This window comes from Bradyrhizobium sp. ORS 375 (assembly GCF_000239775.1).
GTDB lineage: Bacteria > Pseudomonadota > Alphaproteobacteria > Rhizobiales > Xanthobacteraceae > Bradyrhizobium.
In genome coordinates, this window is sequence record NZ_CAFI01000447.1 from 14,464 (window position 1) to 31,589 (window position 17,126).

A 17,126-nucleotide genomic window follows, 5' to 3' on the forward strand; every position below is an offset into this window, starting at 1 on the left:
CGGACATCACCAGGAAACGCCTCGAGGATTCGCCGCATGCCGTCCCCATCGCAACTGAACGTCGCCGTGATCGGGCTCGGCTCGATGGGATATGGCATGGCGACCTCGCTCAAGCGCGCCGGCTTCGCCGTGACCGGATGCGACGTCTCGGCGGATGCGGTGGCGCGGTTCGTGGCCGACGGCGGCAAGGGCGCGAACAGGCCGGCCGAAGCGGCCGCGGGTGCTGACATCGTCGTCAGCGTGGTCGTCAATGCGGCTCAGACCGAAGCCATCCTGTTCGGTCCCGGCGGCGCCGCTGAGACCATGCCGAAGGAGTCGGTGTTCGTCTCCTCCGCGACCATGGATCCGGACGTCGCGCGGCGTCTCGCCAAGCAATTGGAGGCGACCGGCCGGCATTATCTCGATGCACCGATCTCCGGCGGCGCGCAGCGCGCCGCGCAGGGCGAACTGACCATCCTCGCTTCGGGCAGCGCGGCAGCCTTTGCGAAGGCCCGTCCGGCGCTCGATGCGATGGCGGCCAAGCTTTACGAGCTCGGCGATGCCGCCGGCCAGGGCGCCGCGTTCAAGATGATCAACCAGTTGCTCGCCGGAGTTCACATTGCCGCTGCCAGCGAAGCGATCGCCTTCGCCGCCAAGCAAGGGCTCGACATCAGAAAGGTCTACGAGGTCATCACCGCCTCGGCCGGCAACTCCTGGATGTTCGAGAACCGCATGCCGCACGTGCTCGACGGTGACTACACGCCGCGCAGCGCGGTCGAGATCTTCGTCAAGGATCTCGGCATCATCCAGGACATGGCGCGCAACCACCGCTTCCCGGTGCCGGTCTCGGCCGCCGCGCTGCAGATGTTCCTGATGACGGCGGCCGCCGGCATGGGCCGCGACGACGACGCCTCCGTGGCGCGGATGTACGCCCAGGTCACCGGCACCACGCTGCCCGGCTCCTCCAAGTCATAGCAAAGTCACAGCACGAGTGCTCACGCATGCCGCGTTTCGCCGCCAATCTCTCGATGATGTTCACCGAGCATCCGTTCCTCGATCGCTTCGCCGCCGCCGCCAAGGCCGGCTTCACCGCGGTCGAATTCCTGTTCCCCTATGATCATCCGGCCGAGGAGGTCGGCAAGCGCCTGCACGGCAACGGCCTGACGCAGGCGCTGTTCAACCTGCCGCCTGGCAATTGGGACGCCGGCGAGAAGGGCTTTGCGGCGCTGCCCGATAGGTTCGACGATCTCAAGGCTAGTCTCGAGACCGCGCTGCCTTACGCCAAGGCGACCGGCGTCAAGCGGCTGCACCTGATGGCGGGCATCGCCGATCGCCGTGATGCGAAGGCGGTTGAAGCTTATTACAAGTCGGTCGCCTGGGCGGCCGAGTTCTTCGCCCCTCATGGCCTCGACGTGGTCATCGAGCCGATCAATCCGCGCAACGTGCCCGGCTACTTCCTCAACGATTTCGGCTTCGCCCGCGACCTGATCCGCGAGCTCAAGATTCCGAACCTCAAGCTGCAGTTCGACATCTATCACTGCCAGATCATCCATGGCGACGTCACGATGCGGCTGCGCCAGATGATGGACATCACCGGTCACATCCAGATCGCCAGCATCCCTTCGCGCAACGAGCCTGACGGCGAGGAGCTGAACTATCCGTTCCTGTTCGATGAGCTCGACCGGCTCGGCTATGCCGGCTTCGTCGGCTGCGAGTACAATCCGCGCGGCCGCACCGAAGACGGGCTCGGCTGGTTCGCACCCTACAAGGGAGTGAAGCCGTGACCTTGAAGCTCGGCTGCATCGCCGACGACTACACTGGCGCCTCCGACCTCGCCAATACGCTCACCCGCGCCGGCCTGCGCACGGTGCAGACCATCGGGGTGCCGGCTGCCGATCTCGCGCTGCCGGAGGTCGACGCGGTCGTGGTCTCCCTCAAGAGCCGCTCGATCGAGGCCTCGCTTGCGGTCGCCCGCTCGCGCGAGGCGGACACATGGCTGCGTGCGCGAGGCGCCCGTCATGTCTTGTTCAAGATCTGCTCGACCTTCGATTCCACCGATGCCGGAAATATCGGCCCTGTCATGGACGCGCTCGCCGGCGACGCCGGTGATGGCATCGTGCTCGTGACCCCGGCCTTCCCGGAGACCAAGCGAACGGTCTACCAGGGCAATCTGTTTGTTGGCGCCGTGCCGCTCGACGAGAGCCCGCTGAAGGATCATCCGCTCAACCCGATGCACGATGCCAATCTGGTCCGCGTGCTCAGCCGGCAGAGCCGCCGCCAGATCGGCCTGGTCGATCTCGCCACCGTCGTGCACGGGCCTGAGGCGATCGGTCACCGGCTGCAAGAGTTGTTGGGGCAGGGCATCGGCGCGGCCGTCGTCGACGCCGTGTTCGATGCCGACCTCACCGCGATCGGCGCGGCGGCGCTGAAGCACAAGGTGTCGGTGGGCGCCTCCGGCATCGGGCTCGGGCTGGCGCGGGCGCTGGTCGAGGCCGGGCACGTGCATTCGCATGGCCTGACGCATCACCACGACGCGCCGGTCGGCGGACTGGCGGCGTGCCTCGCCGGCAGCTGCTCGCAGGCGACCCTGCAGCAGATCGCGCAGGCCGAGACCATCATGCCGGTGCTGCATCTCGACGCCGAGGGCCTGGTCGCCGGTCCTGACGAGGCGCGACGGGCGCTGGCCTGGGCGCGCGAACGCATCGCCAAGGGGCCGGTGCTGATTGCCTCCAGCGCGACGCCGGATCAGGTCAGCGCGCTGCAGGCGAAGCATGGCCGCGAAGCCGCGGGCCACGCGATCGAGCGGGCGATGGCTGATCTCGCGGAGGGATTGATCAACGCCGGCGTGAGGCGGCTGATCGTCGCGGGCGGCGAGACCTCGGGCGCGGTCGTCGACCGGCTGAAAATCCCGGGCTTCCTCGTCGGGCCGGAGATTGCTGCGGGCGTGCCGGTGCTGCGGGCGATCGGCGCCGAGGCGGGCGACATGCTGCTGGCGCTGAAGTCCGGCAATTTCGGCGGACCGCAATTCTTTGCCGATGCGCTCGGGCTGATGCGCTGACCGGGTATCGGCCGGCTGTCGGAGCCGGCCCGTTCCGGATTTCGGAACGCCGCGCGCGGTTGCGCGATCCTCTGCATAGTTTGTGAGCCTGCGCGCGGCGCGGCGGCGCGCGTTGCCGCGATAAGCATCGGAGCGCACACAGAAAATGCAGAAGTTTTTCGCGTGTATTGCTCGATGACTCCCGTAAATTAACGGTCTCTAGGGACCTCACCCTTATACCTTCCCCATGGACCGCGGCGTGATGGGTCCTTCTGTGGGTAGGGCAATGAAACTGAATCGGATCGGCTACAAACTCGGGCTTGCTGGCGCCATCGGCGCATCTCTCGCGGTCGGCATGATCGCCAATCAGATGATCGCGGAGCGGACGGTCAGCCAGGCCAACCAGGAGGCTGAGCGCTCGCGGCGCGTGGTCGAGAGCGTGTTGTCGGCCAGCATCAACATGCAGCAGACCCAGCTCGGCGGCCGCTCGGCGCGGCTGGCGCGGGCGCCGGCCGAGGCGGAAAGGGCCGCAGCCGACATCCAGCAGTTCTCGACGGCGATGGTCACGGACATCGAGGCGGCGCTTGCCAGCGTGGCGACCGCCGAGAACCGCGCCCGGCTGATCCGGCTCAAGGAGCTGATGACGAGCTATGCGACTGGAGCGGTCGATCTCGCCGAGGCGCAGAAGAAGTTGCTGACGTTGATCGAGAAGCGCAGCGCAGTCTCCAATGAGTGGAACAACAGCCTGAAGGCGCTGCTCGCCTCGCCCTCGATGCCGAACCTCGCCTTCCGCGAACGGGTCGAGCGCCAGCTTCACGCCGCCGACGCCAAGCTGAACTACATGCGCTCGCAAGCCTGGCGGTTCGGCATGACCGGCGACGCGGCGACCATCCTGACCGTGAAGCAGACGGTGCCGGGGCTGAAGAGCTCGCTGACCGACGCCCGCATGCTCGCCGACGATCGCGAGATCCAGGCCACGATCACCAAGCTCAACGGCCTTGCCTCGGACTTCGTCGCGGCCAACGACGAGGTGGTCAAGATCGAGGGTGTCAAGGAAGCGGTGCTGCGCGACCGCACGCTGGTCTATCTCAGCGAAGCCGGCGAGCTGATGAATGCGGCGATCCAGGATGCCCGCGCCCGCAACGCGAGTGCCCGGTATGAGGCCGACCAGGTGGCCGCGCAGGCGAGCCGGATCACGCTGATCGTCGGACTGGCCGTTCTGCTGTCGGTGATCGCATCGGTCGTATTCTCGTTCCTCGGCATCGCGCGGCCGCTGACACGGCTCAACGCGGCGCTCGGCGAGATCGCGCGCGGCCGCCTCGATATCGTCATTCCCGGCGCGAGCCGCGGTGACGAGATTGGCGATCTCGCCAAGACCGTGACCGTGATCCAGCGCAACGCGGAAGAGAAGGCGCGCGCCGAGGCCGAGGAGAAGAACGCGCAGGACGCGATTGCTGCCCGCCGGCGCAAGGCCGACATGCAGCGGCTGGCCGAGCAGTTCGAGGCGGCGGTCGGCGAGATCGTGAACACGGTGTCGTCGGCGTCGAGCCAGCTTGAACAGTCGGCGACGACGCTGACCGAGGCGGCCACGCGTTCACAGGGCTTGACTACCGCCGTCGCCTCCGCGTCGGAGGAGGCCACCACCAACGTGCAGTCGGTGGCGTCCGCGACCGAGCAGATGGCCTCGTCGGTGACGGAGATCAGCAGGCAGGTGCAGGAATCCGCGCGCATTGCCAACGATGCCGTCGGCCAGGCCCGCACCACCACTGGCCGCGTCAGCGAGCTGTCGAAGGCGGCGACGCGCATCGGCGATGTCGTCGAGCTGATCAACACCATCGCGGGCCAGACCAACCTGCTGGCGCTCAACGCCACCATCGAGGCGGCGCGCGCCGGCGATGCCGGCCGCGGCTTCGCGGTGGTTGCCTCCGAGGTCAAGGCGTTGGCGGAGCAGACCGCGAAGGCGACCGGCGAGATCGGCCAGCAGATCTCGAGCATCCAGGCCGCAACGCAGGAGTCGGTCAGCGCCATCAAGGAGATTTCCTCCACGATCGAGAAGCTCTCCGAAATCTCCTCCACCATCGCGGCCGCGGTCGAGGAGCAGGGCGCGGCGACGCAGGAAATCTCCCGCAACGTGCAGCAGGCGGCGCACGGCACTCATCAGGTCTCGGCGAACATCACTGACGTCGAGCGCGGCGCGGCGGCGACTGGCTCGGCGTCGGCGCAGGTGCTGGCGGCGGCTCAGGCGCTGTCGGGCGACAGCAATCGCCTGCAGCACGAGGTCGCGAGCTTCCTTGCTTCAGTCCGGGCAGCGTAATTCCGCCTGTGAGCTACCACCGCATCGCCAATCACGATTCCACGGCCGGAGCGACCAACGCTCCGGCCTTTTTCATTTTGACAATCCAGCGCTCCGGAAGCTTCGTAGTTCTACGGGGCTCGCGTCAATCTGCCGCGCCGTAATCGGCCGTTTCCCGTAGATCTCCGGTTTCAGCCGTTAAGCATTCGCCGACGCCCAGGCCCGACTTTGCAGTGTTATTTCCAGCAAGTCGGCGCAGCGTCCTGGCAACCAAGCGGATCTTGCAGCGCCTCACCGGGATTCCCAGGAATGAAGCTCAATCGTATTGGCTACAAGCTCGGCCTTGCCGGCTTGCTTGGCATGCTGCTGGCCGTCACTGCGCTCGTCAATCAGCAGACGTCGCAGAGCGCAGTCGACGAGGCGATCAAAGCCTCCGATCGTCAGGTGCTGATCCGCAGGTTGACGTTGACGGCGGATGGCGACCTGCGCAGCCTGCAGCTCGCCAATCGCGGCGTGCGGCTGGCGCGAAGCACCGCCGAGGTCGACAAGCTGCTGGAGGACGAGCACAAGATCGAGGCGCGCGTGAAAACAGGCCTCGAGAACGCACAGAACGCGGCGCTCCGCCCCGCCAGCAAGGAGCGCTTCGGCAAGATTCTCACGGCAACAGCCGAGTACAAGAATGGCGCCGAGGAGATCGTCCGGATGCAGAAGGAGCTGCTGGCGACGAACGCTTTGCGCGACGCACAGGCGGCAGATTGGAACAGGCAGTTCGATCACCTGATCAAGCTGCCGGCTTTGAAGGAGGCGCAGGACGCGACTGCCATTGAGCGCGATCTGCATGAGCTCAATGCGGCTGGAACCGCGATCCGCACCAATGCCTGGCGCTATCTGGCAACGGGAGACGTCAAATCGAAGGAGACCATGGTCGCGCGGGCCAAGGACGTCGATCAGAGCCTCTCCCAGCTCATGACCAGGGTGCCCCAAGCGGCCAAGTCAGACGTTGAGAAAATGCGCGGCGAGCTCAAGGCCTATATCGAATCCTCGGTCAAGGCAGCCGCGCTGGAGGAAGCCAAGACCAAGCTGCTGACCGAGAAGATGCTCCCCGCAGCCGAGCAGGCGAGCAAGCTGATGGCGGAGGCCGTCCAGGCCGCCGACAAGTTCGCCACCGAAGCCAAGGAGACTGCCGAGGCGACCATCTCGAGCGCGACGCGGATGAATTTCACGCTCTCCGTTGTTCTCGTCCTGGTGCTGGCCGGCTCCGTGGCGTTCGGCTTCATGGGCATCTCGCGCCCGATCGTGGCGCTCAACGGCGCGCTCGGCCGCATGGCCTCGGGCGATCTCGACATCAAGGTGCCCGGAGCAAATCGTGGCGACGAGGTCGGCGACCTGGCCAAGAACGTCGTGATCATCCGCGAGAACGCCGAGGCCAAGGCGCGCGCCGACGCGGAGCAGAAGGCGCAGGCGGACGCGATCGCCGCCGAGCAGCGCAAGCGCGACATGCGGGAGCTCGCCGACACCTTCGAGCGCTCGGTCGGGCAGATCATCGAGACGGTGTCATCCGCCTCGACCGAGCTCGAAGCCTCGGCGGGATCGCTCACTTCGACTGCCGAACGGTCGCAGCAGATGGCGGTGACCGTGGCCGCGGCCTCCGAGCAGGCGTCGACCAACGTGCAATCGGTGGCCTCGGCCACCGAGGAGCTGTCATCGTCGGTGACCGAGATCAGTCGCCAGGTGCAGGAGTCGGCGCGCATGGCGGGCGAGGCCGTCGATCAGGCGCGCAGGACGAACGACCAGGTGAGCGAGCTGTCGAAGGCGGCGGCGCGGATCGGCGACGTCGTCGAGCTGATCAACACCATCGCCGGCCAGACCAATCTGCTGGCGTTGAACGCCACCATCGAGGCGGCGCGCGCCGGCGAGGCCGGCAAGGGCTTCGCGGTGGTCGCCACCGAGGTCAAGGCGTTGGCCGAGCAGACGGCCAAAGCCACCGGAGAGATCGGTCAACAGATCGGCAGCATTCAGGCGGCGACGCAGGAATCCGTCAACGCCATCCGGACCATCTCGGGAACGATCGAGAAGCTGTCGGAGATCTCGTCGACGATTGCGGCCGCGGTCGAGGAGCAGGGCGCGGCAACCCAGGAAATCTCCCGGAACGTCCAGCAGGCGGCACAGGGGACCCAGCAGGTCTCGTCGAACATCACCGAGGTCCAGCGCGGGGCGAGCGAGACCGGTTCGGCATCCTCCCAGGTGTTGTCGGCGGCGCAGACACTGTCGACCGACAGCAACCGCCTCAAGCTCGAAGTGTCGCGTTTCCTGCAGACGGTCCGCGCGGCGTAGCGCCAGACTGCCGCAGACCTCCGGTCGATTTCACACTGATCCGAGGGGCCGCCGCGCAAGCTGGCGGCCCCTTTCATTGCGGGGTCCGCGACGTGCCGATCACGTCGCGAGCGGCCTCCGTGTTTTTACTGAGGGCGAAGTTAACCTAGTTCCATCCAAGGAACCGTAAGCATGAAAGACGTTGTTAAACATCGTCGATCGCGCTCAGCGCCGACCGCGGAGACCCATTCCATGTTCGCCAGCATGTCCATTCGCAGCAAGATCGTTGCCGTCGTTGCGCTGCTTCTCGTCGTGTTGACCTTCACGGGCCTGCTGGCCGTCTCGAGCATGCGGGCGATGAACGCCAATACGGTCGATATCACCACGAACTGGCTGCCGAGCGTCCGCATGCTCGGTGACCTCCGCGCCGCGACGATCACCTATCGGAACGTGGTCCGCGAGCACATGCTGGCGGAAACGGCGGAGGACAAGCAGACGCAGGACAAGACGGCGGCGACCGTGCTCGATACCATCAGCAAGGCCGCGAAGTCCTACGAAGCGATGATCTCTCACCCGGAGGAGCGCGCGGTCTATCAGCAGTGGAAGGCGGTCTGGGACAAGTATCTCGATGGCAGCCAGAAGGTCATGGACCTTTCACGCAAGGCTGTCGGCCAGGTGCCCCATGAGGCTCATGAGCTGAATCAGCGCACCGTCAACAAGATCGGCCTGGAAGCGGATGAAGTCTTGCGAAAGAGCATCGACTTGAACAACGCCGGCGCCGACAAGGCGGAGGCCGAGGCGGTGTCGACCTACACGCGCTCCTTTGCGACTCTCGGTGTGATCAACGTCGTCATGCTGGTGCTGGGCGTGATCATCAGCTATTTGATGGTGCGGAGCGTCTCGCAGGGCATCGCGTCGATCGTGAAGCCCATGCAGGCCCTCGGCGAGGGCGATCTGGCCGCGGACATTCCGCATCGTGGCGAGAAGACCGAGATGGGCGCGATGGCCAACGCGCTGCAGATCTTCAAGGATGCCTTGATCGCGAAGAAGGCGGCCGACGAGGCCGCCGCCAAGGACGCCGAGGCCAAGATCGAGCGCGGCCGCCGCGTCGACGCCGTGACCCAACAGTTCGAGTCCGTGATCGGCGACATCGTCAACACGGTGTTCTCCGCGTCGAGCCAGCTGGAGGCCTCGGCCGGTACCCTGACCTCCACGGCCGACCGCTCGCAGCGCCTGGCAACGACGGTGGCGTCCGCATCCGAAGAGGCCTCGACCAACGTGCAGTCCGTCGCCTCTGCGACGGAGGAGCTATCCTCGTCGGTCACCGAGATCAGCCGCCAGGTGCAGGAATCGGCGCGCATGGCGAGCGAGGCGGTCTCCCAGGCCCGCACGACGAACGATCAGGTCGGCGAGCTGTCGAAGGCGGCGGCGCGGATCGGCGACGTCGTCGAGCTGATCAACACCATTGCGGGCCAGACCAATCTGCTGGCGCTCAACGCCACCATCGAGGCTGCGCGAGCCGGTGAGGCAGGCAAGGGCTTCGCGGTCGTCGCGACCGAGGTCAAGGCGCTCGCCGAGCAGACCTCGAAGGCGACCGGCGAAATCGGACAGCAGATCGCCGGCATCCAGGCGGCGACGCAGGAGTCGGTGAATGCGATCCGGACGATCTCCGGCACGATCGAGCGGCTGTCGGAGATCTCGTCGACGATTGCCGCGGCGGTCGAGGAGCAGGGCGCCGCGACGCAGGAGATCTCCCGCAACGTGCAGCAGGCCGCGCGGGGAACCCAGGAGGTTTCCGCCAACATCTCCGATGTGCAGCGCGGAGCGAGCGAGACCGGATCGGCATCGTCGCAGGTGCTGAGTGCGGCGCGATCGCTGTCGAGCGACAGCAATCGGCTCAAGCTGGAGGTCAGCCGTTTCCTGGAGACGGTTCGCGCCGCGTAGGCGAGAGGGGCGGTCAACGCCGCCCATCCGGAACATTGCTCAGCCGCAGGCCGCAGGGCCTGCGGCTTTTTTGCGCGCGCATGCGGCGCTGACGGCATCAAAACTAACCTGCGTGTTCAATCCAGGTTTTTAACTTGCTTTAACTTATTGGGGGCATGGTAGCAGCATTCGCGGCGTGACGAAGACGCAGCTCCACGGGCAAAACGGCGCTGGATTCGTCAGGTCGCAATGAGTGAGACAACGCGTCGCACGGCTGAGCCGTAGTGCGCTACCGATCTGGCCAGGGTGATGATCGATTTCGGTCATCGCTCCGTATTTGCACGTATATCGCTTTAACCGGTCTTAACCGGGTCGGTCCCTACGTTGGCACCTATGGGCGGTGGGGCCTGTCAGCGTGCATAGGAGGGGCGGTCCCAGCCCACCGGCACGATCTCTCCCCGAGCGCCTCGCACAGCCGCGCCCGTGGAGACTGTCATGTCCTTTGCCTCCCTCTCTCGCCTCAAGCTCACGATCGGAGTCAAGATCTACGCCTTGATCGCGCTGAGCTTCCTCGGCCTGATCGGCCTGACGACGTTCAACTCGCGGGAGCTTGCCCAAGGCCTCAAGCTGCAAAAGCAGCTCGAACTCCGGCATCTGACCGAGCTCGCGCTCGCCATCTTCGCCGAGGAGCATGCGGCTGCGCAGAAGGGCACGATCTCGGTCGCCGACGCACAGAAGCGCGCGCTGGAGCGGGCCGGGGCGCTGCGCTACGGCGGCTCGGAGTATTTCTTCGTCACCGACATGACGGCGCGCATGTTGATGCATCCGATCTCGACCAAGCTGGTCGGCCAGGATGTGTCCGGCATGAAGGATCCCAACGGCAAGCCGTTGTTCATGGAGATGATCGACGTCGTCCGGCAGCACGGCCGCGGCTTCGTCGAGTACGACTGGCCGAAGCCGGGCTCCGAAACGCCGCAGCCGAAGCTGACCCATGTCGCGGGCTTCGCGCCCTGGAATTGGCTCGTCGGCACCGGTGTCTACATCGATGATCTCTCGGCGCAGGCCTGGGCCTCGACGCGCCAATCGCTGATGGCGGCCGGGCTCGTGCTGCTGATCCTGCTGACCGTGTCGACCATCGTCGCACGCGGCATCACCGGTCCTCTGCATCGGATGACGACGGCGATGAAGACCCTTGCCGGCGGCCGACTCGACGTCGAGGTGCCCGGGATCGGACGCGGTGACGAGATCGGCGAGATGGCCGGTGCCGTCGAAGTGTTCAAGAGCAATGCCGTCGCACGTCACGCGCTGGAGGCGGAGCAGAAGGCAGCGGAGCAGCGGGCGGTGGAGCGCCGCAAGGCCGATATGCACAAGATGGCCGACGATTTCGAAGGCGCGATCGGCGAGATCGTCGAGACCGTGTCGTCGGCCTCGTCGCGACTGGAAGTGTCGGCGGATGTGCTGAGCAAGACTGCGGTGCGCGCCGGCGAACTCGCGACGGCTGTTGCAGCCGCCTCTGAAGAGGCCTCCACCAACGTCCAGTCCGTCGCTTCGGCGACCGAGGAGATGACGTCCTCAGTCACGGAGATCGGCCGTCAGGTGCATGAATCGGCGCGCATGGCCAACGAGGCGGTCGAGCAGGCGAAGCGGACCAACGAGCGGGTCAGCGAGCTCTCGAGAGCCGCCAGCCGGATCGGCGACGTCGTCGAGCTGATCAACAGCATCGCCGGCCAGACCAATCTCCTGGCGCTGAATGCGACCATCGAGGCGGCGCGCGCCGGCGATGCGGGCCGGGGCTTCGCCGTGGTCGCCGCGGAAGTGAAGGCGCTGGCCGAACAGACCGCCAAGGCGACGGACGAGATCGGCCAGCAGGTCGCCGGGATCCAGGCCGCGACCGGCGAGTCGGTCAATGCCATCAGACTGATCTCCGGCAGCATCGAGCGGCTGTCGGAGGTCTCTTCCACGATCGCCGCTGCGGTGGAGGAGCAGAACGCCGCCACCCGCGAGATTTCGCGCAACGTTCAGCAGGCCGCGCAGGGCACCCAGCAGGTGTCCGCCAACATCACCGACGTTCAGCGCGGCGCCAACGAGACCGGCTCGGCGTCGACGCAGGTGCTGGAGGCCGCCCAGGGGCTGTCGACCGACAGCAACCGGCTGAAGCGCGAGGTGAGCCGCTTCCTGCAATCGGTCCGCGCGTCCTGACCGCCGACCGCGACAACACCTGCCGAACAGCCGACCACCTTGCCTCAATGAGTTCGAACCCCGTCATGATGACCTTCCTCGATCTCCGTCCCCGCCACGACCTGCCGCGCGCTGCGCGACCGCTTGCAATTGCTTCGGCGGTCATGCTCGCCCTGATCTGCGGGCCCGCGCGTGCCGCGCCCGGCGACAGTCCCACCATGGTGCGCGACCTCGGCGCCAGGATCGGACCGATCATCGGGGCGGCGCTTGCCTGCAACGAGATCCCCCGGCCGCGGATTCATGCCGTCATGGGCAGCTTCCAGGCGGTCATCCGCGAGGCATCGAACAATGACGCCGATCGCAATGAGCTGACGCGACAGTTCGATCGTCACATCGTCGATGGTCGCACGGCGGTGACGAGCGGACGCCAGGACTGCCGGCGCGCTGCGCTCCAGCTCGTCGACATCGAACGCTCGATCGGCGCGCCGGTCACGGCGGCGGCCGGGGCGTCGGACGCGTCGCTCGCGCCGCTCGCCGTCGCGGCGACCGCTGTGGCTGCTCCGGCCGTCCGCGGTGTCACCGACCGCGAGATCACGTTCGGCAGCGTGGTGCCGCTGTCGGGCGCGAACAAGGAAACCGGCCGGCTGCTGAAGCTCGGCATCGAAGCGGCTTTCAACCGCGCCAACGAATCCGGCGGCGTCCACGGGCGGATGCTCAAGCTCATCGTCGCCGACGACGGGTATGATCCGACCCGCACGCTCGATGCCATGAAGCAGCTCTACGAGAGGGAGCAGGTGTTCGGCTTCGTCGGCAGTTTCGGGACCGCGACGGCGGCCGTCGCGATTCCCTACGCGCTGGAACGGCGCCTGCTGTTCTTCAGTCCCTACACCGGCGCGAACGTCGCCCGCCACGATCCTCCGGACCGCTACGTCTTCAACTATCGTCCGAGCTATTCGGAGGAGGCCGACGCGCTGGTGCGGTATCTGGTGAAGCTGCGCCGCATACCACCGCGCCAGATCGCGCTGTTCGCCCAGGACGATTCGTTCGGCGATGCGGGGTTTGCCGGCGTCGCCAAGGCGTATCGGGCGCTCGGCCTCAACGACTCCGCGATCCTGCGCGTCAACTACACCCGCAACACGGTGGATGTGGAGCCCGCGATCAATCAGCTCAAGGCGCAGAAGCTGCCGGTGCGCGCCGTCATCATGGTCGCGACCTCGCGCGCTGCGGCGAAATTCATCGAGAAGGCGCATGACGTGCTGCCCGGCGTCGTGTTCGCCAACGTCTCGGCGGTCGGCGCCTCGGCGCTGGCCAACGAGCTGACGTTGCTCGGTTCGCGCTACGCTGCGGGCGTCGTCGTGACCCAGACCGTGCCGGCGGTTTCCGGCTATTCGAGTCTGGTGCTCGACTACAAGACCGCGCTGGCGAAGCAGTTCCCGGGCGAGCCGGCGGACTACACCTCGCTCGAGGGCTATATCGAGGCGAGCATCCTGGTTCAGGCGCTGAAAAAGGCAGGCCCGCAGCTCGACACCGAGCGCCTGATCGATACGCTGGAGTCGATGCGCAGCATCGATCTGGGTCTTGGCGCGACGCTGGGTTTCGGTGCCGCCGAGCACCAGGCCTCGCACAAGATCTGGGGAACGGCTCTGGACGAGAGCGGCACCTATCAGCCCATCGAGCTGGAGTGATCGGTCAGCTGCAGGCGCGGTCGAGACGCGAAGGTGTCGGCCGCCAGCAATCGGCCGCTTCCTGGAGCCGTCCGCGCAGCCCACGTCGTGTTTGCTCATCACATCGAGGCGCAGCCGCAAGGCTGCGCCCTTTTTTATTGGAGCAAGAAGCCGCAGCGCCAGCCGGTGCCGATCGCTCCAGATGATGGAACAATTTGAGATTGAGAATGAGATTTGACAGCAATCTCCGTAATCTTCCGGCGACAGCGCTTTAACCTACATTAATCAAACTCCGTAAATCATTGTCAGCCGGTCACCGGAAAATTAGTCGTGCCAATGCGGGCCCGAACCAAATCATCATCATCGTCGATCGAGAGCCGCCATGCGCAAGAACTTGCCCGTCACCAACGTCGAATATCCGATCACGGATGACACCCTGATCGTGTCGAAGACCGACGCGAAGGGCAAGCTCACCTTCTTCAATCAGGACTTTGTCAATGCGGCCGGCTTCACCGAAGCCGAGCTGATGGGGCAGCCGCACAACATCGTGCGCCATCCCGACATGCCGCCCGAGGCATTCGACAATCTCTGGACCACGCTGAAGGCAGGTCGCCCCTGGGTCGGCGCGGTGAAGAACCGTCGCAAGAACGGCGACTATTACTGGGTGCTCGCGACGGCGTCCCCGATCCGCAAGGACGGCCAGGTCATCGGCTATACGTCGGTGCGCACCAAGCTGCCTTCCGATCAGCGGGCCGAGGCGGAGCAGGTCTATGCTGCGATCCGCGAGAAGAAGCCGCACAGCTACAAGATCGATGACGGCATCGTTCGTCGCCGCTCGCTGTTCGATCACCTCGCCATGTTCACCGGCACGATCGCGTCAAGGCTGCGGACGCTGGTCGGGCTGCAGACGCTGTTCCTGATCGTGCTCGGGGTGATCTCGTTCGGCGAAGGCGGGCTCGGCGGCATGTCCGCGGCGGCGATCGCTGCCGCCGGCATCGTGCTCTGCGGTCTGATCGGGCTGCGGACGATGAGCGTCATCGTCGGGCCGCTCGATCATCTCAATGAGACCATGGAGAGCATCACCCAGGGCAAGCTCGATACCCGCCTGCGCATCGAGCGCGACGATGAGATCGGCCGCGCCTTGCGCAATCTGCAAACGGTGCAGACGATGGTGCGCTTCAACGCGCGGGAGCTCATGGAGCAGGAGCAGCGGGCGGCCCGCACCCGCAAGCAGGAGATGTCCGCGCTTGCCGACAGTTTCGAGGGCGCGATCGGCAACATCGTCGATACGGTCTCCTCTGCGTCGGGCAATCTGGAGAGCTCGGCCAATTCGCTGTCGGGCACTGCGATGCGCGGGCAGGAGCTGTCGACAAGCGTGGCCGCAGCGTCCGAAGAGGCCTCCGCCAATGTCCAGGCCGTCGCCTCGGCGACGGAGGAATTGACCTCGTCGGTCAAGGAGATCAGCCGCCAGGTGCAGGAATCCGCGCGCATCGCCTCCGATGCCGTCGATCAGGCGCGTCGCACCAACGATCGCGTGGGCGAGCTGTCGAAGGCCGCGACCCGCATCGGCGACGTCGTCGAGCTGATCAACACGATTGCCGGCCAGACCAACCTGCTGGCGCTCAACGCCACCATCGAGGCGGCGCGCGCCGGTGAAGCCGGCCGCGGCTTTGCCGTCGTCGCCTCCGAGGTCAAGGCGCTGGCCGAGCAGACCGCCAAGGCGACCGGCGAGATCGCGCAGCAGATCTCTGGCATTCAGGCGGCCACGCAGGAATCCGTCGGGGCCATCCGGGAGATTTCGACGACCATCGAGCGGCTGTCGGAGATCTCGGCGACCGTTGCCGCGGCCGTCGAGGAGCAGGGCGCCGCCACGTCCGAAATCGCCCGCAACATTCAGCACGCTGCGACCGGCACGCAGCAGGTCTCGTCCAACATCACCGACGTGCAGCGGGGCGCCAGTGAGACCGGCGAGACGTCCAGCGAGGTGCTCACGGCCGCGCGTCAGCTTTCCGGTGACAGCCTTCGTCTCAAGCAGGAGGTCAGCCGCTTCCTGCAATCGGTTCGCGCCGCCTGACGTTCTCAGTGGCCGGCGGGAAGGTCGCCTGACGTGCGATCATTGAACGACGCCGGCGTCGCGCCATCGCCGTTGGGGCTGCCACTTGCTCGCGGGCTGGTCTGCAAGGCCGCGTGCTGGCTGCATCCCTCGGCCAAGGAAGCGACCGACCGGCCAGAAAGGCCGTCCCGACGCCATAATCCCGCTAAGGTGCAAAGGTTCCTTGCATCTTGTACTTGTTCAACCAGCGGTAAAGATTCGTGGCGGGCGATGTAACGGCGGGTGGACCCTCGCGCAGGACCTTGGTGCTGTCGGCAGCGACCGCTGCCGTGGCCTTCGGCCTCGACGCGGGGCTTGCCGTCGTCGCCGCAAAACCGCGCCGGCGTACCGCGGATCCCGAGCGTGGGTATCGCCGCATCAACGTCGGCGAGGCCGAGGTGATCGCGCTGTATGACGGCATCTGGGAGAAGCCGCACGAGGCCGGCTTCTTCAGCAATGCCAGCATCAGCGACGTCAAGGAGGCACTGCGCGCGACAGGCCTCGACCCTGGCTTCGTGCCCGTGCCGATCTCGACCACCGTGGTGCGGCTGAAGGGCAAGACCGTGCTGTGCGATGCTGGCGGCGGCGGCCAGGTGCAGGGCTACAATTCCGACTCGATCTTCATCTCGGGCCGCATGCTGGACAACCTCAAGGCAGCCGGCCTGCGCCCCCAGGACATCGACACCATCCTGATCTCGCATTTCCACCCCGATCACATTTTCGGGCTGATGCGTGGCGACGCCGATACGCCGGTGTTTCCCAATGCGGAGATCATCGTCGCGGCGGCCGAGTACAAGTTTTGGACCGATCCTGCGCTCACGAGCCGGCTGCCGCCGTGGCGGCAGTCGCTCGCCCGCCGCATCCAGAGCGTGATCCCAGGCTGGAAGAACGTGCTTCCAGTCGAGGGTGAGGACGAGGTGGTGCCCGGCATCCGCTTCGTCAGCGTTCCCGGTCATACGCCGGGGCATACCGCGTTTCACCTCAGCTCCGGCCAGGAGCAACTGATGCTCTCCGGCGACACCGCCTATGTGCCGGCGTTCTGCCTGCGCCATCCCGAATGGCACGGCGCCTATGATCAGGATGGGCCGGCTGCCGAGGTCAGCCGGCGCAAATTGCTCGATCGGATTGTCGCAGACCGGATGCTGGTCTGCGGTTCGCATTTTCCATGGCCGGGATTTGGCCGGCTCGTTCGCGATGGCGCCCATTATGCGCTCGACATGCTTCCCGCATGATCCCGAACGGCGCTCCAGAGGAGGGCTCGGGGCCGCATTATGAAGACGCACTACGAGGTGCTCGGGGTTTCGCCGCGCGCTGATCTCGAGACGATCAAGCGGGCGTTCCGACAGGCCGCGAAGGCCAACCATCCGGATCTCCGGGGCGGTGGCGATGCGGCGATGGAGCATCAGCTCAAGCTGATCATCGTCGCCTACAAGGTGCTGCGCGATTCCGATCTGCGCGCCGAGTATGACGAACAATTGGCGTTCGAGCGCAGCCGCATCCGACGGGAGCGCTGGGACGCTGTCCTGCAGTTCACGGCGGCCACCGCCGTGCTCAGCGCGATCCTGATCGGGCTCGAAATGCTGCTGCTTCCGTCCGTCGGCGACTGGGCGGCCAAGCCGGAGACGACGCGCGCGATCACGCAGCGGC

At 66.2% G+C, this 17,126-nt stretch carries 11 protein-coding genes; all 11 read left to right on the forward strand.

Annotated elements, in window-relative coordinates:
• The first annotated feature begins 36 nt into the window (after positions 1–36).
• Positions 37–954 (forward strand): L-threonate dehydrogenase, encoded by a 918-nt coding sequence (ltnD, locus tag BRAO375_RS29695; RefSeq protein ID WP_009031123.1) that lies wholly within the window; start codon positions 37–39, stop codon positions 952–954.
• 26 nt (positions 955–980) lie between these two features.
• Positions 981–1,763, forward strand: a complete 783-nt coding sequence (gene otnI / locus BRAO375_RS29700) for a 2-oxo-tetronate isomerase (protein ID WP_035643028.1) — start codon at positions 981–983, stop codon at positions 1,761–1,763.
• Positions 1,760–3,037 (forward strand): 3-oxo-tetronate kinase, encoded by a 1,278-nt coding sequence (gene otnK / locus BRAO375_RS29705; RefSeq protein WP_009031125.1) that lies wholly within the window; start codon positions 1,760–1,762, stop codon positions 3,035–3,037. The genes otnI and otnK overlap by 4 nt, the downstream gene beginning before the upstream one ends.
• 265 nt (positions 3,038–3,302) lie before the next feature.
• Positions 3,303–5,330, forward strand: coding sequence for a methyl-accepting chemotaxis protein (locus BRAO375_RS29710; protein WP_009031126.1), 2,028 nt, complete (start codon positions 3,303–3,305; stop codon positions 5,328–5,330).
• A gap of 288 nt (positions 5,331–5,618) precedes the next feature.
• Positions 5,619–7,643: a methyl-accepting chemotaxis protein gene (locus BRAO375_RS29715; RefSeq protein WP_009031127.1), complete on the forward strand. Its 2,025-nt coding sequence runs from the start codon at positions 5,619–5,621 to the stop codon at positions 7,641–7,643.
• 231 nt (positions 7,644–7,874) lie between these two features.
• On the forward strand, positions 7,875–9,566 hold the full coding sequence (locus BRAO375_RS29720) for a methyl-accepting chemotaxis protein (protein ID WP_009031128.1): 1,692 nt from the start codon (positions 7,875–7,877) through the stop codon (positions 9,564–9,566).
• Positions 9,567–10,040: 474 nt separating this feature from the next.
• Positions 10,041–11,744 (forward strand): methyl-accepting chemotaxis protein, encoded by a 1,704-nt coding sequence (locus BRAO375_RS29725; RefSeq protein WP_009031130.1) that lies wholly within the window; start codon positions 10,041–10,043, stop codon positions 11,742–11,744.
• Between the two features lie 65 nt (positions 11,745–11,809).
• Entirely contained in the window at positions 11,810–13,408 is a 1,599-nt protein-coding gene (locus BRAO375_RS29730; RefSeq protein ID WP_009031131.1) for an ABC transporter substrate-binding protein, read from the forward strand.
• 361 nt (positions 13,409–13,769) lie between these two features.
• Entirely contained in the window at positions 13,770–15,461 is a 1,692-nt protein-coding gene (locus BRAO375_RS29735; protein WP_009031132.1) for a methyl-accepting chemotaxis protein, read from the forward strand.
• Positions 15,462–15,745: 284 nt separating this feature from the next.
• Entirely contained in the window at positions 15,746–16,711 is a 966-nt protein-coding gene (locus BRAO375_RS29740) for an MBL fold metallo-hydrolase (protein WP_009031133.1), read from the forward strand.
• A 39-nt stretch (positions 16,712–16,750) separates the two neighbouring features.
• Positions 16,751–17,126: J domain-containing protein (locus BRAO375_RS35785; protein WP_139031508.1), on the forward strand; the 376-nt coding region annotated here is incomplete at its 3' end.